Source organism: Micromonospora sp. LOL_014 (genome assembly GCF_048060245.1).
GTDB lineage: Bacteria > Actinomycetota > Actinomycetes > Mycobacteriales > Micromonosporaceae > Micromonospora_E.
Genome location: NZ_JBHMIP010000021.1, coordinates 21,730 through 40,989 on the forward strand (window position 1 = coordinate 21,730; position 19,260 = coordinate 40,989).

A 19,260-nucleotide genomic window follows, 5' to 3' on the forward strand; every position below is an offset into this window, starting at 1 on the left:
ACGACGACATTCGTTGGAGGAAAATTGACCGCCGCGACGGTGCGTACGGACGAGGAGATCCAGCGTGACGTCCTCGAGGAACTCAAATGGGACGCCCGGGTCCAGCCCAACGAGATCGGCGTGACCGTACTGGAGGGCGTGGTGACACTGCTGGGCTGGGTCGACAACTACGGCAAGAAGTGGGCGGCGGAGCGCACCACTCACCGGGTGCGTGGGGTGACCGCGGTCGCGAACGACATCGAGGTACGACTGCCCAGCTCAGCGGAGCGGACCGACGCCGATGTCGCTGGCGCCGCCACCCGGGCGCTGGAGTGGGACGCGTTCGTTCCGATCGAACGGCTCGAGGTTACCGTCGCTCACGGGTGGGTCACGCTCAAGGGCGAGGTCGAATGGGAGTTCCAGCGCCGAGCGGCGGAGCGTGCGGTACGCCGGCTCTCCGGGGTACGCGGGGTGACGAATCTGATCGCCGTCCGTCCCCGGATCAACCCTTCCGCACCGCAACTGCGACGCAGCATCGAGGACGCGCTGGTGCGCAGCGCCGCCACCGACGCCCGGCAGGTCACCGTCGACACCGACGGTGGCCGGGTCATCGTCAAGGGGGTGGTCCGCTCCTGGCTGGAGCGTGAGGAGGCGGAGCGGATTGCCTGGTCGGCGCCGGGAGTCACCGCCGTGGAGAACCGGATCACCGTGGAACCCGGTAGCTGACCGGGGCGGCGGACGGAGGTCACCGGGCCGTGTGGGACGAGCAGTTGGGTCGGGCAGTGGCGACGGTGGTCGTCGCGGTTGGTGGCTCGCTGGCCCTGGCGTGGCTATCCGGCAGAGTGGTCCGGCACGCGGCGCGCGGCCGGGTCGCACCGTTCCTCAACACCCTGCACCGGGAATGTTACCGGCCATGGAGCGCCGCGCTGCTGGTCACCGGATTGCTGCTCGCGGTGCCGTTCAGCGGGATCACCGGCGAGGTCCGTGACGAAGCACTGCACATCCTGCTGCTCGCGCTGATCTACGCCGGCGCCTGGCTGGTAATCCGGATCCTGTTCGTCTTCGAGGACACCGCGTTCCGCCGGCTGCCGGTGGACATGGCGGACAACCGACGGCGGCGACGCGCCCGTACCCAGATCGGTCTGCTCCGCCGGCTCACCGCAGTGATCATCAGTATCGTCGCGCTGGCGGCGACGCTGATGACGTTCTCCCAGCTCCGGGCGTTGGGCGCATCTCTGCTCGCCTCGGCCGGCGTGGCCGGGGTGGTGGCCGGCCTGGCGGCCCAGTCGGTGCTCGGCCACGTGTTCGCCGGGCTGCAGCTCGCCTTCAGCGACGAACTGCGCCTCGACGACGTCGTGGTGGTCGACGAGGAGTGGGGCCGGGTTGAGGAGATCCGGCTCACCTATGTCGTGGTACGGGTCTGGGACCACCGCCGGCTGATCCTGCCGACATCCTACTTCACCACCACCCCGTTTCAGAACTGGACCCGCAACGAGGCGCAGGTGCTGGGCAGCGTGATCCTGCACCTGGACTTCACCGCCGACATCGACGTGCTGCGGGCGGAGGCGCACCGCATCGTTGACGCCTCCGCTCTGTGGGACCGACGGGAGTGGGTGATGCAGGTGGTTGACGCGACCGAGACGACCATCTGCATACGGCTGCTCGCCTCGGCCGCCGACGCGCCCAGCTCGTGGGACCTGCGGTGCGAGCTACGCGAGGGCCTCTTCACGTTCCTCCGCCGGCACCATCCCGACTGGCTGCCCAGGGCCCGCAGTGAGCTGGCTACTCCGGTCGAAGAGGAGGAAGTACTGCCGCCGGCCCGGCACGCAGCCACCGGCCCGTCGACCGGCCGGGCGGGCACGACCCGATTGGGACGACCCGGTGCCGGCCGGCCGGACCCGGGAAGCAGCCGTGGCACCGGACCGCGCGGCCGGGCGGCCCGCGCCGCCGGCACCCAACAATTTGGCAGTGCTGCGGCGAACCGCCGACAACGGACGATCGACTCGGCGGCGGCTGATGCACTGCGCCCCGGTGACTGAACGCACGGCTCGACAACGGAACACGCGGCCGGCCGGTTGATCAGTTAGTCACGTTCGGTGCGACCAACGGAATCAGTAATTGCCGGAACGAGTACGACGGCGACCTGTCGCAGCTCCGCCGCGAGCGTCCGCAGCCGCTCCACCGGGGCGTGCTCACGCAACGCGCCCCCGGCGTCGTCGAGAAGCATCCGGGCCCGGGTGCGCTCGTGGGCGGGCACTCCGGTGGCCGGTCCGGTCAGTTCCTGCTCGACCAACTCGATCAGTGACTCCAGATCCCCGGCGGGGTCGGTGGCGGCGGCCACCGGCCCGGCGTCGCCCGCCGGCGACCGTGGCTCGACGATCTCGGTCACCACGATCGATTGACGGCTACCGCCGTCGGCGTCGCGCGCTGAGATCGTCACCAGTCCGTCGGCGTCCGTGTCGATGGTGACCTCGATCCGGGGAACCCCACGCGGCGCCGGCCGGATTCCGGACAACCGGAACCGCCCGAGAATCCGGTTGTCCGCCGCCCGTCGGCGCTGGCCCTGCCGGACGACGACGTCGACACTGGTCTGGCCGTCCTCCGCGGTGGAGAAGACCTGGGTCCGGCGGACCGGGATGGCGGTGTTGCGCTCGATGATCGTCGCCATCGTCCCGTCATGTGCCTGCAGTCCGAGGGCGAGCGACGTGACGTCACGCAACCGGGCAGGTCCGCCCGTGCCGATGAGCAGCCCGGCCTGCACTGCGGCGCCGAGTGCCACCACCTCGTCGGCGTTGATCAGCAGCTGCGGCTCCTGACCGGCGGTCAGCCGACGCAGCAGGTCGCGCACTGCGGGGATCCGGGTCGCGCCACCGACCATCAGCACCTGATCAAGGTCCGCCGGGGCGACCCGCGCGTCCCGCATCGCCTGCTCCACCGGATTGCGGCAGCGTTCCACCAGGTCACCGGTAAGTTCGTCGAACGACGGCCGGTCAATCAGGGTCCGCAGGTGTTTGGGACCCGCGGCATCGGACGCGACGAACGGCAGGTTGACCTCCGCCTCGGTGACCGCTGACAGTTCCTCCTTGGCCCGCCGAGCCGCTTCGACCACCCGCCGCCGGGTCTGTGGATCCGCTGCCAGGTCGATGCCGTGGTCCCGGTGGAACTCGGCGATCAGGTGCTCCACCAGACGGTGATCGAAGTCGTCACCGCCCAGGTGGGTGTCGCCGGCTGCGGCGCGGACCTCGACCGTGCCGTCACCGGCGGTCAGCACGCTGACATCGAAGGTCCCGCCACCGAGATCGACCACCAGGATCGTCTGCCGCTGGCGCAGGTGCTGCCCGTAGGCCAGCGCGGCAGCTGTCGGTTCGTTGAGCAGCCGCAGGATCTCCAGGCCGGCGAGTCGGCCTGCCTCGCGGGTCGCGGTGCGCTGGGCGTCGTCGAAATGCGCTGGTACGGTGACCACCGCCCGGTCGATCCGTTCACCGAGCGTTCTGGCAGCCTCGTCGGCAAGGGTGCGCAGCACCAGCGCGCTGATCTCTTCCGGAGCGTACCGGCGGCCCTTGACGTCGAACCGGGCCAGGCCGCCGTCACCGACCACGTCGAAGACCACCTCGGCGGCCTCTCGGCCGACCTCGTCGTAGCGCCGCCCGGCGAAACGTTTGGCGGAGTGGACGGTACCGTACGGGTTGAGCACCGCCTGCCGGCAGGCGGCGTCACCGACCAGCAGGGCTCCGGCCTCGGTGAACGCCACCACCGACGGCGTGGTCCGCGACCCGGTCGCGTTCGGTACGACCGTGGGCCGGCCCCCCGAGACCGCAGCGATGACCGAGTTGGTGGTGCCCAGGTCGATTCCCACTGCGCGCGGCATGACCGTCCCCCCTCGTACCGGCGTCCGGCGCGGGCCGGTTGAGCTGTTGGTGATCGTGGCAGCCACCCGGATGACGCCGCGTCACCCGGGTGGAGTGAGCTCGGACCGGTGACAGCCGGTCGCGCGACCGGGCTCCGGTCACCTGATGTCCGGCGGGCAGGCGTGGACCGGCCCGGGGCCGGGTACCGCTGCCACCATGACCGACGCACCGCGGCTCCCCGACTACGTCGACGGCCTGGACTTCCCGCTCTCCCGCGAGGACCTGCTCCGGCGGGCCCAGGAACTCGGCGCGGACACCGCGTTGCTGCAGGCGCTACGGGCGCTGCCCGCCGAGCGGTTCGTCAACGCCGAGCAGTTGCTGGCCGAGCTCGGCCGACCTGGTTGAACCTCCGACGCACGACGGGCGGTGCGGACGTAGCGTGTTTCGTCCGGTCGACGCCGGGTACCGGCGTCGGGTGTTCTACGCGGAGTTCTCCAGCGCCCGGCACCGGTTGCACGACGGCTACCTGACCGCCACCGCCCTCGATCTGCTGGCCGCCGATCCCCGGCTGCGTGACCTCGACGTCGAGGTCCGGTTCGATGGTGGCGTCGCGCATCTGACCGGCGACGTCGCCGACGAGGCGGCGCTGCGTCGGGTCCGCGAGGCGATCGGACGGTTGGCGGGGGTACACGGGGTCTGGGACCGCGTCCGGGTCGCCGGCACCGAGCCGGTGATCCTGGACATTGGCTGCGGCGACGGCCCGCAGTACCCCGGCAACATCGGCCTGGACCAGCGACCGGGCAAGGCGGTGGCGATCGTCGCCGATCTACGTGACGGCCTGCCGGTGCGCGACAACGCGGCGGATCAGATCTTCGCGGTGCACGTGCTGGAGCACCTGACCGACTACCTGCGCCTGATCGACGAGTGCCACCGGGTACTGCGTCCCGGCGGTGTGCTACATGTGCTCTCGCCGTGGTGGCGACACGTCAACGCGGTCGCGGATCCGACCCACCTGCGGTTCTTCGACCTGCAGACGATCAAGGGCATCTGCCAGCAGCCGGGGACTGCTGGACGCTGGTATCCCCAGCACGCCTCCTGCGACGGGGCCACGGTATTCGCCGATCTGGTCGCCACCCGCGCGGATGAACCCGACCCGGCACCCGGTCATCTCGCCCGGTTCTTCGACTAGTCGCCGACGGGGCACGGTCGACCCCGGCTGGAACAGGCTGTGCCCGCTCCAGCCGGGAAGGTCGACGCGTCGAAATGGAAGGGCCGCCGCGTCGGACGGACCGGTGGGAGACGCCGTCGGCGGCCGGGTCGGACCGTGGCGAGCAGCGTTGCGAGCGCGACGACCCCGGACCGGCGCAGGTGTGGTGCGGACATGCGGTGGGCCTTTCGTCGGTGGGTGCGTCTGAATCGATGCGATACCCACCCAGCATGTAACACATACGAGACAAAATCAGCACCGGAAAGCGTCCATCGACTACCCGGAGTCAGTCCTGCAGCTGATGAACACCCGGCTGGATAGCTATGCAGAGGCAGAATCACAACTGACACTGGACGTGGTTGCCGATGACCCGCGTACGTGACGCTCATTCACTCAGCCCGGTGGCGGCACCAGCCCGCCGGCCGCCAGGACCAGCCAGGTGAGTTCGGGATGGACGATGTCACTGTGCGCGCCGGACGGTGGCCCACCGCGACGCACGACGGCGGTGGCGTCCACGTTGTGGACCCGCCGGTGCTCAAGTCGGTTGCCCCCGTGGCCTGCCGCCGCCAGCGACAACGACCGGGCACCGACACCGGTGGCGCCGTGGAAGCCGAGTGCCCCCCACCGCTCGGTGAGCGCCGGGGCCGCGGCGGCGTCATCCCCGGCGGCCAGCGAGGCGAGCGGATAGAACACGCCCAGGGCCAAGTCGTTGGTCGAGAAGCAGACCGAAACCGGCCCGTCGATCCGGGCCGGCAGGCCGGCCAGGGCACCGGACCGGACCGGGTCGAACGGCAGCGCTGGGGCGAAGGCGAACCGGGAGAACGCCCCTTGCAGCAGGGTCAACGACCGCACCGGGCGAACCGCGCCGCCGACCGCCGGCTGTGCCGCGTCGGCGGCGAAGCTGACCAGCCGGGCCCCGAAGCTGTGCCCGACCAGGTGGATCCGCACGGACGGTGCCACCGTGGCGAGCCGGGTCAGCAGCGGCCCCAGGCCGACCCGCCCGACCCGACCGGCCCGGCCCTTCATCTGCCAGTAGGTCAGTTGCCGCAACGCCTCCTTGGCCCCGTACCAGATTCCGCGCAGCGGGTCCGCCAGCCCGGCCGCGCCGCCGACCGCCGCCGCGTCCAGCGGGGTGTGGCAGCGCCGCAACTCGTCGAGGAAGCGGGCATACAACATGACCGGGTCAACGTCGAGCATCGCGGGCAGCGCCGGTGCGGGCCCGGCCGGAGTCGGATCGTCCACAGGTCCCTCGGCCTCCGTCAGCTCCGGGCGGGTCGGTGCTGAGTCGCCCTCGTCGCCGCAACCGTCGGCGGTCATCATCGCGAACTGGCGGAGCTCGTTGGCGAAGGCCCACACCCGGGGCCGGGTGGGCGAGGTGCGGAGCAGGTGCGCCATCCGGTCCAGGGCCGGAGCGCCAGCGGGGAAGGTGGCCCGCAGCACGTTCAGCGTCTCGTCGTCCAGACCCGCCAATCGGGGACGGCCCGTGCCGCGACGCCGGCCGACCGGACCTGCCCCGGCAGCTGCGCCGCCGAGCCCGGCCGGACCGGGACCGGGCGATGCCGCGCCGGCCGGCTCGAAGTCCGGTGCCGGCTCGTCGGGCCACCGGCGTGCCGGCCAGTGCACGCCGACCAGCCCGATACTCTCCGCCCATGGTCCCGCCCGCCGCACCTGGCCGGCGAGCACATTGAAGAAGGCGGCGTAAAGCGCGTCAGCGACATCCCGATCGTTGTTCCAGCCGTGCGCGAGCACCACCAGATCGGTGACGCCACGGGCACGGGCACCGGACAGCAGCCCGGTCACCGACACCGGGTCCGGATCCCCTGCGGCGTCGAAGCGCAGCTCCCACCACGGGAGACCGCCGATCCGTCGGTCCGTCATCGGGCCCCTTTCCGCCGCCACCGGTGGTCACACCGACTGCAGTGCCCGCATCAGGTCCACCAGCCCGTGGCCCTGGAAGTGCCGGTCGCGGCCGAGCGGCACGGCAGTGTCGAGCAGGATCTGCTTGACCCGCTCCGGCTGGCCGATGAACTCCCGACGCACCGACAGGAACGCAGCGACCGCACCGGAGACATGTGGCGCCGCCACGCTCGTACCGGACTCCTCCAGGTAGACCGCCGTGTGCGGGTCCGGGCCGCCGTCCTCGGTCGTGGTCAGCCGGGCGCCCGCCGCGCAGGAGACGATCCGTTCGCCGGGAGCGACCAGGTCCGGCTTACGGCGGCCGTCGCCGGTCGGCCCCTTCGAGGAGAAGTAGGACACCCCGTAGGTGTGCGGCATGTCGCGGTGTGTCGACCCGACCGTGATCGCGCGTTCGGCGTTGCCCGGATCGTTGATCGTCGCACCCAGCGCGAACCGCGACGGTACGCCGAACGGCGCGCCCACCGCGCCGTACCCCGAGTTCCCTGCGGCGGTCACCACGACCACCCCGGACCGAACCAGTTTGTCCACCTCCCGGCAGAGCGGGGACTGGCCGCATGCGAACCACTCCGGATCGAACTCGTACCCGACGCTGAGGTTGACCCCGTGGATGCGCATCACCCGGTCGCTGCGCGCGTTGACCTCGCGTACGTAGGCCAGCGCGGCGATCACCCGGGACACCCGTTCGGTGAGATCACCCCCACCGTGCAGCACCTTCAGGCTGACCAACCTGGTCAGCGGCGCGACACCGACCATCGAGGCCGGGTCGACCACCGGACGGGACACCGGGACCGGAACGGCCGGATCGTCGATGTCGTAGCGGTGCTCGATCACTCGTACCGTGCGCTGCGGATGCCGGCGCACCCAGTCGTCCACGCCGCCGGCGATGATCCCCGCGACGTGGGTACCGTGGCCGCTGTCGTCGGTCAGCGCGTCGCCCACCCGGGGTCGCGCCCCGGGCGGGAAGTTGCGGTGCAGGTCGCGGACCTCGGGTGCGCTGAGCGTCGCGTAGCTGGCAAAGTGCGGGTGCCGGGCGTCGATGCCCGAGTCAACGACCGCCCAGACGATCCGTTCGCCGGTGGCGTTGAAGGTCCGCCGGGCCGCGTCCGCCTTGATGGTGGCCGCCGAGACGTCGATTTGCGGTCGGACGGGAAAGTCCGGCCAGATTCTGTGCACGCTGCGCTGATGCGGATCGCCGACCACGGTGTCCGCCGCTACCAGCCGCTTCATCTGGTTGACGCTGAGTTCCCCGACGACGTACTCGCCGGCCAGTGGCCGGGGGTGCCGACCCGCGGTGACCCGGAACCAGAGTCCGGCCAACTGCTCGGTGGCGCGCTGCGGCCCACCGGCGAAGTGCAGGTTGACCGCGACCAGCACCGGCACCGGCTCGTCCGGACCGAGTGGGAAGCCGAGGCGCTGCCGCCCGGTGACCGCCCGCAACGGATCGGTGATCACCCCGGGCGCGGCGAGCGGCGCTGGACGGTCCGGACCGGGCGCACCGTTGGTGTCGTTGCCGCCGGTGGCGGCCGACCCGTCGGAGGCCGGCACGGACGACGGCCCGGACGACGGCCCGTGGCCGGCCAGCAGCGTAGCCCGTGCCCGACCGGCGTCGGTCAACGACCAGGTCCGGCCACCGGTGACCAGATTGGCGACGCGCAGCCGGTCCAACGCCTGCCGGACCCGGCGGTGCCACTGCGGTTCGCCGTCGTGGTCGGCACGCTCGGCGTCGCCGAGCCGGTCACCGTACCGGAAGGCCACCTCGCGCAGCACCGTGACGAGACCGGGGGCGGCCCGGGGGCGGCCGGCGAGCGCGATCAGCGTACGGCTGTCCCAGTCATCCGGCTGCGTCACGGCGGTCCCCTCCCACCAGCACCGCTGACGGCCGATCGACGACCACAGCAGCACCTCAAGCATAGAGCGACGGCATAGCTACTCAAAGTGACAGATCGGCCCCCTTCCGGACCGGCCACCAGCCCCGAAAACAGGAAACCCACTCAGCTACGCATCGCCCGGCCCTACGGTGAGAAGACGAGAGCCAGCGCTGACCGTCATCCCCCCGGGGCGGACCGACGCCAGGGAGGTGACGCCCGTGCTGGAGCGTCCGGCAGCCACCATCAGCTCGGTACGGCACCGCCGGATGGCCCACGCCCGGCATGCCTGGGCCTACGACGGCCACGCCCATCTCGAGGTCAGCACGGACGACCATGGTCGGGTGATCGCCGACGTGCAGCGGCTGGAACAGGCCCTGCACGAGGTCGACGGAGTGCACTGGGCGGCCTGGAACGGCGCGCTGGGCCGGATGGTGGTCCGGTTCGACCCCGAGGTGATCGGCAACTCCCGGCTCGTCGCCGCGCTGGCCGACGCGGAGCGGTGCGTCGCCCCGCAAGTGACCGGCACCACGCATGTTGATGCCGGCCTCGGCAACGCCGTGTCACTGGCCGGTGATCTGATCGGCGCCGGCGTCGGAACCGTCGGCAAGGTACTCCGGCTGCCCGCACTACCCAACGAACTCGCCGCGCTGCCCGCCGCCTTCGAGCACGTGCCGCAGCTGCGTGCCTGGTTGCGCCGTACCCTCGGCCCGGTCGGCGCCGACCTGGGCCAGGCGCTGTTCAGCACCGCCGTGGCAGCGGCCTCGCAACGCCCGCTGACCAGCCTCACCGATGCCGTACTGCGGGTCGCGCTGATCGCCGAGGATTCCGCCTACCACAAGGTCTGGGCCGCCCGGGCCCACGAACTGCATCCCGACCCGGACAGCAGTCGCGCACCGGCGCTGCCGGCGCCGGCCCGCCCTCGACCGCTGCCGGACGGCCCGATCGAGCGGTACGCCCAACGGATGAGCACGCTGACCCTGGTCACCGCCGGAATGCTCACCATGCTGCCGGGCGGCCGGCAGCGTGCCGCCCGGGTCACCGCCGTCGCGTCCCCGCGCAGCGCCCGGACCGGCCGCGACGCCTACTGCGGTGAGCTCGGCCGGATCCTCGCCCGGCGGGGTGTGGTGGTGCGGGAAGCCGCCGCGCTGCGCCGGCTGGACCGGGTCGACACCGTGATCGTCGATGCCTCGATGCTGCTCACCGGCCGCACCCTGGTCACCGCGGTGGTTCCGATCAGAGGTAACGAGGAGCAGGCCCGCCGGATCGCTGCCCGGCTGCTCGATCCCGTCACCGACCCGGGGGACGGCTGTGACCAGCCCCGACCGACCACCGGCGGAGCGGGCGGCGGCGAGGCCACCGACGGCTGGGCGTTGACCGCCGCGCACCGGCTCACCCATGTGTTGCCAGCCGACCTGCTGGACCGGCTCGGCAGCAGCGACCCGCCGGACGGCGACCGGGCCGGGACTCCCGGCGGCAACCTGCTGGTGCTGACGCGGCACGGGGAGCCGAGGGCCCTGGTACGCGCCGAGGCCGAGCTGGATCCGCTGGCGGAGGCGCTCACCACGGCAGCCCGCCAGGTCGGCCAGTTGCTCATCGCGGGCCGCAGCCGGGCCGGCCGCAGTCCGGCGACCGGCCCGACCGGCAGCCTGCTCGCCAGCCGCTGCCAGGCGGCGGGGACGGTGGCCGGGGGATCGAAACTGGCCGCCTCGGTAAGGACGTTGCAGCAGGCCGGCCACGGCGTCGCCCTGATCGCCGCCCGCAACGACGTCGCCCTGGCCGCCGCAGACTGCGGAATCGGGGTGGTCCAGGCCGCCGCCCGCCGCCCGCCGTGGGGCGCCCACCTGATCTGCGCGCCCGGGTTGGAGACCGCCTGGCTGGTGCTGGAGGCGACAGCGCTGGCCCGTTCGGTGAGCGCCGACAGCGCCCGGCGGGCCATGCTCGGCTCCGTCGCCGCCGCCGCGCTCGGCGTGCTCGACGGTAGCCCCCGTGGCGGCTCGCGGTCGCTACTGATCGACAACGTGGCTGGGCTGGTCAACCTGGCGATCGGGCACCGGGCGGCCCGCGGGCTGCGCGGGCGGGCGGCACCCGCGCCGCGCAGCCGGGCACCCTGGCACGCCATGCCGGTCGATGAGGTGCTCACCCGGCTCGGCTCCTCGACCGAAGGTCTCAGCGGCGTGCAGGCCCGGCAGCGGCAGGCCGAACAGTCAGGTGGCCAACCCGACGACGGGCCAGGACGAGGCCTGTGGCGGGCCACCGCAGCCGAGCTGGACACGCCACTGACCGGTCCGTTGGCCGCCGGCGCCGGGGTGTCGGCGATGACCGGATCGACCGTGGACGCCGTCATGGTCCTCTCGGTGATCATGGCCAACGCGCTGCTCGCCGGGGCCCAGGAGATGGCGGCCGGGCGGGCGCTGCGCCGGCTGCTCAGCGCCGGGGCCCTGCGGGTGCGGTTGCAGCGCGACGGCGAACAGCATGTCCGCCCGGCGGAGGACCTGGTAGCCGGTGACCTCATCTGTCTGGAAGCGGGCGACTCGGTGCCCGCCGACTGCCGACTGGTCACCGCCAACGGTCTGGAGATGGACGAGTCGAGCCTCACCGGTGAATCGGTCCCCGTGGCGAAGACCGTCGACGGCACCGGAGCCGACGTGGTCGCCGACCGGACCAGCATGGTATACGCGGGCAGCACCGTGGCCGCCGGCACGGCAACCGCCGTCGTGGTGGCGACCGGCCGGTCGACCGAGGCGGGCAGCTCCATCGACCAGGTGCAGGGCGAGTCTCCACGCGGCGGGGTGCAGGCCCGGCTGCGGCAGATCACCTCGGCGTCGGTACCGACCGCGCTCGCCGCCGCTGCGGCGACCCTCGGCAGCGGGCTGCTGCGGGGCCGGCTGGCCGAATCGGTCGGGTCCTCGGTGGCCCTCGCCGTCGCCGCCATCCCCGAAGGACTGCCGTTCGTCGCCACCGCCGCCCAGCTCAGTGCGAGCCGGCGGTTGTCCCGGCACAACGTGCTGATCCGGGATCCCCGGGCGATGGAGGCGCTCGGCCGGGTCGACGTGATCTGCTTCGACAAGACCGGCACCCTCACTCAGGGATCGATCCGGCTGCAGAGTGTCTGCGACGGCCGCCGGACCGAGCCGGGCGACGCGCTGGGCTCCGACCTGCGCCGGATTCTGGCCGCGGCGCTGCGGGCCACCCCGGTCCCGGATGGCGGTCAGAAACTGCCCCACCCGACCGACCGAGCTGTGGTCGACGGTGCCCACTCGGCCGGGGTGGGCATCCGGGAAGGCGCCGAAGGCTGGGAACCCCTCGCAGAGCTGCCGTTCGAGCCGGGCCGGGGCTTCCACGCGGTGCTCGGCACCTGCCCGGGTGGTGCCGTCATCAGCGTCAAGGGCGCCCCGGAGACGGTGCTGCCGCGGTGCGCGACCTGGCGCCGCGCCGACGGAGTGGTGCCGCTGGACGACGCCGGCCGCCGCGAGATCGACCTGGCCATTGACGGGCTGGCCCGCGGCGGTTTGCGGGTACTCGCCGTCGCCGGTCGGGTCGCGTCCGGTCGCCGGGACCTCGACGACGACCGGATCGACCGGTTGGAGCTGCACGGGTTGCTCGGCCTGGCCGACCCGCCACGCGACACCGCCGCCGACGCCATCCGGCGGTTGCGCCGTGCCGGGATCACCGTGGTGATGCTGACCGGTGACCACCCGAGCACCGCCGAGTCGATCGGCTCGCAACTCGGCCTGCTCGACGGCAGCGCGGTGGTCACCGGGGCGGACCTCGACGCCGCCGGACTGGACCAGTTGCCCGGGCTGGTGTCCCGGACAGCGGTCTTCGCCCGGGTCAGTCCGGCCCACAAGGTCGCCGTGGTCCGGGCGCTGCGCCAGGCCGGCCGGGTCGTCGCGGTGACCGGCGACGGTGCCAACGACGCACCGGCGATCCAACTCGCCGACGTCGGAATCGCCCTCGGCGATCACGGCACCAGCGCCGCCCGCCAGGCGGCGGACATGATCGTGGTCGACGGCCGGATCGAGAGCATCGCCGAGGGCGTGGCCGAGGGGCGGGCGATGTGGGTGTCGGTGCGCGAGGCCCTCGCCCTGCTGCTCGGCGGCAACCTCGGGGAGATCCTTTTCTCGGTCGGCAGCTCGCTCATCTCCGGCCGGCAGGCACTCAACCCCCGGCAGATCCTGTTCGTCAATCTGATGACCGACCTGCTGCCGGCGATCGCCGTGGCGTCGCGCCCACCACGGAGGATCAGCGCCGACGAACTCGCCCGCGAGGGACCGGAATCGTCGCTCGGCGCCAGCCTCAACCGACAGGTCGCCCGGCGAGCGGCGGCGACCGCGCTGGCCACCACCGGAGGTTGGCTGACCGCCCGGTACACCGGCACCCCCGCCCGCGCCGGCAGCGTGGCGCTCGCCGCGTTGGTGGCCGCCCAGTTGGCGCAGACCGCGGTGGCCGCGAAGGGTGATCCGACCGTGCTGGCGGCGGCCGGGGTGTCGCTCGGGGCACTGTTCGGGGTGGTGCAGACGCCGGTGGTCAGTCAGTTCTTCGGCTGCCGTCCGCTGGGACCGGTCGGCTGGTCGATCGTCGGCGGTTCGGCGGTCGCCGCGGCCGGGCTCGGGCTGCTGCCGCTGGAACGGATCGAACGGCTCCGCCGGACCCGAATGGGCCGGTTGACAACGGATGTCGCCCACCGGGGGGCCGGCCACCGGGTACGCCGGGCCGTCCGCCCGGTGCGCCGGTTGCGGCCGACCGGAACCGACGCACCGGCCCGGTCTGACACCCGGATTCGTCGACCTACGCCGCCGCGCTGATCTGGCGTTCGAAGCGCTGCCGCAGCCCGTCCGCCCGTTGCGGGTCGGCGAAACCCTTGAACGCCTGGTCGACGAACTCCGCCGGGATCATCGCCTCGACCTGGGTCCGAAAGTCCTGGTCGAGCTGGGTGACGGTCAGCTCAGGCGGATCGGTGAGCCGGGCCACGATCGGCCCGGCGTTCATCCGGGACAGCAGATACGGCGTGCCCGGCGTACCTGTCGCGCACAGGTAGTAGCCGTAGGCCGTGCCCACCTCGTCGGATCGGGCGGTAGCCGGGTCCAGCCGCCAGACCTCTGCGGTGCACAGCATCCGTTCGTCCGGGTTGACCTCGTGACCGTGCGCGGCATGTTCGTCCGCAGTGGACTGCTCGATGGTGGTCGCGATCCGTAGCGCGGCGTCGTCGCGCAGTTGTGCCTCGGTCAACACCGGCGCCGCCGCCGCGGTCGAGTAGTGGAAGCCTCCCGCGAGCAGCATCAGCACCAGCAGTTCCGGCACCAGCGACCACGCCGCGACGCGTCGCCGCGACACCCGAGGCGAATCGACATCTTTCAACACCACAGCAGTGTCTCAGCAGCCGGCCGGGAAGGGAAGCCACCGGCTGCGCCGGTGGCGGCGCGGCGCTGCCGGTGGCTGCGGTCAGTGGCCGCCCTTGCCCTCGCCGAGCCGCAACGCCAGCGCCGGACACATGTTGACCGCCTTGCGGGCACCCGGTTCCAACCACACCGGCACCGGGGACGGTGGGAAGGCCGGATAGCCGTTCGCGTCGAGCCGGATGAACTCCGGAACCACGTGTGCGCACAGGCCGTGCCCGTCGCACCGGGTCCAGTCCACACTCAGCCGCTTGGTGCCGCCGGACGGCGCGTCAGCCGGCAGCGGGAGTACACCCTTGACCGGCTTGCCGCAGCCGTCGCCCTGGGCATGCGCGGCCAGATCCTCGGTGAACACCTCCAGGGCCGAGATGGCGAACCGGGACGTGCCGTCCGGATGGCTGCAGGCGCCTCGGCCCTTCACCACACTCGCCGCCGCCCGGACCATGTCGACCGCCGCGCTGCCGATGACCAGGGAATCGACGGTGCGGGCCAGGTCCGGCAGGCCGAGCCGGCAGGGCCCGCACTGCCCGGCCGACTCACCGGCGAGATAGTGCACCACCCGGGCGACCTCGCCCATCGGACAGGTGCTGTCGCCGAGCGGGATGGTGATGCCGGCGCCGATCGTGCCACCGACCTTGGTGAAACCTTGCCGGGACACGTCGACCACGGACACCGCCTCGGGGGTGATCCACTTGCCGTGGAACCCACCGATCAGCAGCCCCGGGCCGACCGGTGCCTCGCACAGTTCCAGGATGTCCCGCAGCGGGGTCCCGGTGGGGCACTCCACCACGGCCGGACGGGCGGCGGACCCCCCGATGGTCAGCAGCACCGTCCCCGGTTCGTCGGCCAGACCGACCGCGCCGTACTCGTAGGGGCCGAGCCGGGCGGCGATGGCGATCTGGGAGTACGTCTCCGCGTTGGACAGCAGCGTCGGCAGACCGGACACCCCGGAGTCGCTGGCCCGGACCTTGACGCCGGGCGGGATGTGCGGCAAACCGTTGATGCCCCGGACCAGCGCCCCGCCCTCGCCGGAGATGAATCGGTGCGGGACGGTGACGATGCTGGCCGGCGCCGGCATTCGGCGTTCGGCCAGCGCCGCCGACAGCGACGCGCCGCCGACGCCGTCGTCCGCGACACCGATGACGATCTCGTCGGCCTCCAGCGCGTACGCGGCCAGCGCAGCACCGTCCAGGATCAGATGCGGGGCCCGGGTGAGCAGCACCTTGTCCTTCCAGCTCGCCGGCTCCCCCTCGGTGGCGTTGACCACGACGACAACCGGCTTGTCCTGCTTGTCGGCTGACTCGAGCACCGCCTTGACCTTGCGGTGGAACGGGAAACCGGCACCGCCCCGTCCCCGCAGGTCGATCGCTTCGGCCAGCCGCATCAGGTCGTCGACCGACAGTGGTCCGACCCCGCCGTGCACCTGTTCGTGCGCCCGCAGATCGAGCCGACCGAACTCCTCGAACCCGGCGGTCAACCGGGGCGGGCCGACGGTGGCGACCGGCGGGACCGATGCCGTGCTCAATTCGCCTCTCCTCGAAGCTGCGTCCAGTACTCGTCGTCGGAGTCCTCCGCGTCCCGACGTCGCCGGGACCGCCGGCTGCCCGCGGACTCTGCCGCAGCCGCCCGTTGGGCCCGCCGGGAGGCCAGATCGACCAGCGTCGGGGTGTCGTCGGCCGGCAGGTAGTCATCCATTTCCCGGTCCACCGGAGCCGGATCGGGCTCGGCCCGGTAGCGCGCCGCCCGACCGCGGGTCGGCTCGGCGGAGACTGGGCGGTCGTCGAACCGGCCACGTGGACCGGCTCCGGAAACCGGCCGGTCGTCGGCGAACCGGCTGCGGGCACCGGCTCCGGAAACCGGCCGGTCGTCGGCGTAGCGGCCCCGGGAGCCAATGGTCTCCGCCACCGAACGCCGGGGCTCGTAGCCACCGTCGTCGGCGGCCTGGCGCCGCCGACCGCCGTCCGGCTCGGCGTAGCGCCGCTGGTCCGGCTCCTCCGCGTAGCGCCGGCGGGTGCCGGCGTTGTCCTCAGCGTAGCGGCCCCGGCCGGTCTCCTCCTCGGCGTAGCGGCCCCGGCCGGTCTCCTCCTCGGCGTAGCGGCCCCGGCCGGGGTCGGGGTCGGACCGGCGGTACTCCCGGGAGTCCTCGGCCGCGGCCGAGCGCGACCGCGGTGCGGGTCGTCCCACCTCGGGTACCCGGTACCGGTCGGCGGACCGGGGGGAGGCGCCGCGCCCGGCACCGGCCGGCGCCCACGAATCGATCATGTCCGCGCCACGGTCACCGAACGACGCGAAGCGGGCGGTCGCCGGTTCCGAGCTGATTCCGTCGTCCCGGCCGCCCCGACGGCGTGACGATCCGGACCCGGAGCGAGAATCGTCGGCCATCTTGCCGACCGGCTTCATCGAGGTGCCGGTGGCCTGCGACACGAACGGCTTCTTCTTGCCCACGCCGGTGGCGAACCGGACCAGCAGGGCGATGACCACCAGCACCAGGCAGATCACGTAGCTGAGCGTCACCCAGGTCGCCGGGGGTCGGCCGGTGCCGAGTCCGTGCGTGATCCCGATCGGCCAGGCGACATAGGCGCCGCTGTGCAGCGCCCGCCACAGCCACGGCGGGCCCACACCGACCCACCGGGCCCGCGCCAGGCCGGTCCACATGATGGCGAACATGAGGTACGCCGCGAGGGTGCCAATGCCCACATAGATCGCCTGACCGCCGCCCAGGAACGGGATGAACGCCCCGACGGCAGAGACCGCACCCGTGGTGATCTGCGTGATGACGTGCAGCACCAGGAAGGTGATCGCCATGATCCCGGTGGTGCGGTGCGCCGACTGCAGAAGCACCCGGTGCCGGGGCAACAGCACGATCCGGTCGGTCGCCAGCAGCCCGACCATCACCGTGATGCTGAGCGCCACCAGGGCGAAGACGCCACCGAAGAAATCCAGAAAGAAGAACGCGTAGACGTACGCGACCCGGCCTGGCGACGTGAGCATCGCCAGTGCCCAGAAGGCCGCCAGCACCGACGCCGAGAGAATCAGGACCGAAAGTCGGGACGGCTGTCGGCCGCCAGAGAGTTCGGTCCTGGGCCCGGCGGGTCGCTGGTTCTGGTTCGTCCGCGCCATCTGCTCCTCGATCTCCACTCGGTGCCATCCGCACACCCGCACCGGCCGGACTCATCCGCCCGGTCCACCCGCGAGTGCCCTGCCCTTGGCTTGGCGCCGGAGAAACCGTACCGCTTCCCGGTCGTTTCGCCCGCTCCGGTGCCGTCCCTCTGCATCTACGTAGTTGGGGCGTCGACGGATGAACGGCGCCGGGATTTGATTGTCAGGTCACTGGTCTGCCGGAATCATCCCACTACCTACCACTCAATCCACGTGCAAGAACGCACCCGAAGCCACACAAAGTCATCGCGCGGTCACAGCAGATTCTAAGCCGAAATTAAGATGCCCCTCCGGCAACCGCGAGGAGGGCGGCGCCGGAGGGGCTGGTTCCCGGGTGAGCGGCGGGAACCTGTCTTGTGTCGGCCGGGGTCAGTCCTCCCGCAGTTCGCAGGTGGCGAGCTGCTCGAGGCCAGCCGGACGATCCCCCTGCCGACCGATCGAGATCGCGATCCGCTCGATCGCCGCCGTCCGTTTGCTCGCCAACGGACCAAGAATCGCGTTGTCCACGAAGTTCCGACCACCCTGACCCTGGCTGCTCACCAACCGCGCGTTGGCCTGCGCAAGCTGCGTCTCCAACGCCCGCAGATCCCGGTCCACCTCGGCCCGCGCCGCCGCCGGCACCGCCGGCAACCGGTCCACCACGCTGGGACAGACGATCACTCCCACATCGTCTGCGACAGAGGTGTCGGCCGCCGCGAGACCGATGCCGGCCCCCATGATCACAGCCGCCAGGCCGACCGTGCCGGCCACCTTCCACCGCCGGGAGTTTAACGGCGAGGGACCGACCGGGTGGTCGACCCTCCGCCGGGGAGAACGCGAGTACATGGGACTGACAACCCAACCCTTCTGGGGACAGTTGCCGGTAGCCGCGCCGCTCGATCGACGGCGTCCCGGTGGGCCGTGCGGCCCGTGTCCGGCGGCGCCCCGAGCGCGAGGCCGCCAGACACTGTCGGAGGATGTTCGGTGAGGCGTCGACGGTTTCCGCCGCTGTCTCGACCATGCATACGGCGGTCCGACGGGGACGGTTCAACCCCGGTCGACAGAGCATCCGATCGACGGGCGCCGGGGCAACGGACCGGGTCAATGGACCCCGAGGCGACCGGACCGCGACCGGGGCGGACCACCGGGTCCGTCACCGACGGCCGGTTTCGAAGGTGGGGCGACGCAGCCGACTCTTGCGGGAGACCGACGTTAAGGCGCGCCGCCCCGCCCACACACACTACTCGCGCACCCTGCGAAAAGGATTACTGGACGCGCTGTAGCGGACTAGCAATTGCTTGGCTCGTCGGTCGGTACGGCACCCCGTTGCTGAGTCGCGACTCAGTGCAGCCGATCCGGCACCAACCGCACCGACACCGGACCTGCCAGCACCGGCGCGGGCGCGTCGGGACCGCCGCCAGGCGTCCACGGTGCCAGAATACGACGGGTGACGACATCTGCTGCCGGGCCGGAGATCAGCGACGCGCTGCGCGACTTCTGGCGCGAACGGCACCTGTGCACGCTGACCACGCTGCGCCCGGACGCAAGCCCGCATGTGGTTCCGGTCGGAGTGACCTTCGACCCGGACAGCGGCGTCGCCCGGGTGATCACCTCCGCCCGGTCCCGCAAGGCCGCACACGTGCGGGCCGCCGGCGTGACCGGGGCTCGGGTGGCCGTCTGCCAGGTCGACGGCAAGCGATGGTCGACGCTGGAAGGCCTGGCCCGGCTCCACGACGATCCGCCGACGGTCCGTGACGCGGAACAGCGCTACGCCCTGCGGTACCGGGTACCACGCCCCAACCCGGACCGGGTGGTGCTGGTCATCACGGTCACCCGCCGGCTCGGCAACGTCTGATCCGGGCGACGTCACACGGATCACCACCGACGGGGTGGCCATGTCGAGCAAC

General features: G+C 72.1%; 13 protein-coding genes. 6 read left to right on the forward strand and 7 right to left on the reverse strand.

Translation table 11 applies throughout. The annotated features are described in order from the left end of the window. Positions 1-24: 24 nt before the first annotated feature. Both ACFHW1_RS18750 and ACFHW1_RS18755 read left to right on the forward strand, forming a co-directional pair. Positions 25-705 (forward strand): BON domain-containing protein, encoded by a 681-nt coding sequence (locus tag ACFHW1_RS18750; protein WP_282230629.1) that lies wholly within the window; start codon positions 25-27, stop codon positions 703-705. A gap of 29 nt (positions 706-734) precedes the next feature. Beyond that, positions 735-2,018 carry a mechanosensitive ion channel family protein gene (locus ACFHW1_RS18755; RefSeq protein WP_416555189.1) on the forward strand — a complete coding sequence of 428 codons (1,284 nt, stop codon included), beginning with the start codon at positions 735-737 and terminating at the stop codon, positions 2,016-2,018. Positions 2,019-2,062: 44 nt separating this feature from the next. Here ACFHW1_RS18755 and dnaK read toward each other — a convergent pair whose 3' ends face one another. After that, positions 2,063-3,847, reverse strand: a complete 1,785-nt coding sequence (gene dnaK / locus ACFHW1_RS18760; protein WP_416555187.1) for a molecular chaperone DnaK — start codon at positions 3,845-3,847, stop codon at positions 2,063-2,065. Between the two features lie 196 nt (positions 3,848-4,043). Here dnaK and ACFHW1_RS18765 point away from each other — a divergent pair, with 196 nt between their 5' ends. Beyond that, positions 4,044-4,232 carry a DUF2795 domain-containing protein gene (locus ACFHW1_RS18765; protein WP_416555185.1) on the forward strand — a complete coding sequence of 63 codons (189 nt, stop codon included), beginning with the start codon at positions 4,044-4,046 and terminating at the stop codon, positions 4,230-4,232. A 34-nt stretch (positions 4,233-4,266) separates the two neighbouring features. After that, a complete protein-coding gene (locus tag ACFHW1_RS18770; protein ID WP_416555183.1) occupies positions 4,267-5,016 on the forward strand; it encodes a methyltransferase domain-containing protein in 750 nt (249 codons plus the stop codon). Between the two features lie 411 nt (positions 5,017-5,427). On the opposite strand, the gene ACFHW1_RS18775 is transcribed toward ACFHW1_RS18770, so the two are convergent. Both ACFHW1_RS18775 and ACFHW1_RS18780 read right to left on the reverse strand, forming a co-directional pair. After that, the gene (locus tag ACFHW1_RS18775) at positions 5,428-6,912 is read right to left on the reverse strand and encodes a hypothetical protein (protein WP_416615855.1); all 1,485 of its coding nucleotides are present in this window, start codon (positions 6,910-6,912) and stop codon (positions 5,428-5,430) included. A gap of 27 nt (positions 6,913-6,939) precedes the next feature. Further along, positions 6,940-8,799: a S8 family peptidase gene (locus ACFHW1_RS18780; protein WP_416555179.1), complete on the reverse strand. Its 1,860-nt coding sequence runs from the start codon at positions 8,797-8,799 to the stop codon at positions 6,940-6,942. 238 nt (positions 8,800-9,037) lie between these two features. Here ACFHW1_RS18780 and ACFHW1_RS18785 point away from each other — a divergent pair, with 238 nt between their 5' ends. Beyond that, positions 9,038-13,624, forward strand: a complete 4,587-nt coding sequence (locus tag ACFHW1_RS18785) for an HAD-IC family P-type ATPase (RefSeq protein ID WP_416568296.1) — start codon at positions 9,038-9,040, stop codon at positions 13,622-13,624. Here the strand turns inward: ACFHW1_RS18785 and ACFHW1_RS18790 are convergent. The 4 genes from ACFHW1_RS18790 to ACFHW1_RS18805 form a co-directional block, all read right to left on the reverse strand. Beyond that, positions 13,608-14,180, reverse strand: coding sequence for a hypothetical protein (locus tag ACFHW1_RS18790; protein ID WP_416555175.1), 573 nt, complete (start codon positions 14,178-14,180; stop codon positions 13,608-13,610). The two genes, ACFHW1_RS18785 and ACFHW1_RS18790, sit on opposite strands and share 17 nt — an antisense overlap. 81 nt (positions 14,181-14,261) lie before the next feature. Then, positions 14,262-15,740 (reverse strand): NADH-ubiquinone oxidoreductase-F iron-sulfur binding region domain-containing protein, encoded by a 1,479-nt coding sequence (locus ACFHW1_RS18795; RefSeq protein ID WP_416555173.1) that lies wholly within the window; start codon positions 15,738-15,740, stop codon positions 14,262-14,264. Next, positions 15,737-17,353, reverse strand: coding sequence for a hypothetical protein (locus ACFHW1_RS18800; protein WP_416615857.1), 1,617 nt, complete (start codon positions 17,351-17,353; stop codon positions 15,737-15,739). Before ACFHW1_RS18800 ends, ACFHW1_RS18795 begins: the two co-directional genes overlap by 4 nt. Positions 17,354-17,743: 390 nt before the next feature. Beyond that, positions 17,744-18,034 carry a hypothetical protein gene (locus tag ACFHW1_RS18805; RefSeq protein ID WP_416555169.1) on the reverse strand — a complete coding sequence of 97 codons (291 nt, stop codon included), beginning with the start codon at positions 18,032-18,034 and terminating at the stop codon, positions 17,744-17,746. A 766-nt stretch (positions 18,035-18,800) separates the two neighbouring features. Here ACFHW1_RS18805 and ACFHW1_RS18810 point away from each other — a divergent pair. Next, positions 18,801-19,208, forward strand: a complete 408-nt coding sequence (locus ACFHW1_RS18810) for a pyridoxamine 5'-phosphate oxidase family protein (protein ID WP_282230618.1) — start codon at positions 18,801-18,803, stop codon at positions 19,206-19,208. Positions 19,209-19,260: the final 52 nt, after the last annotated feature.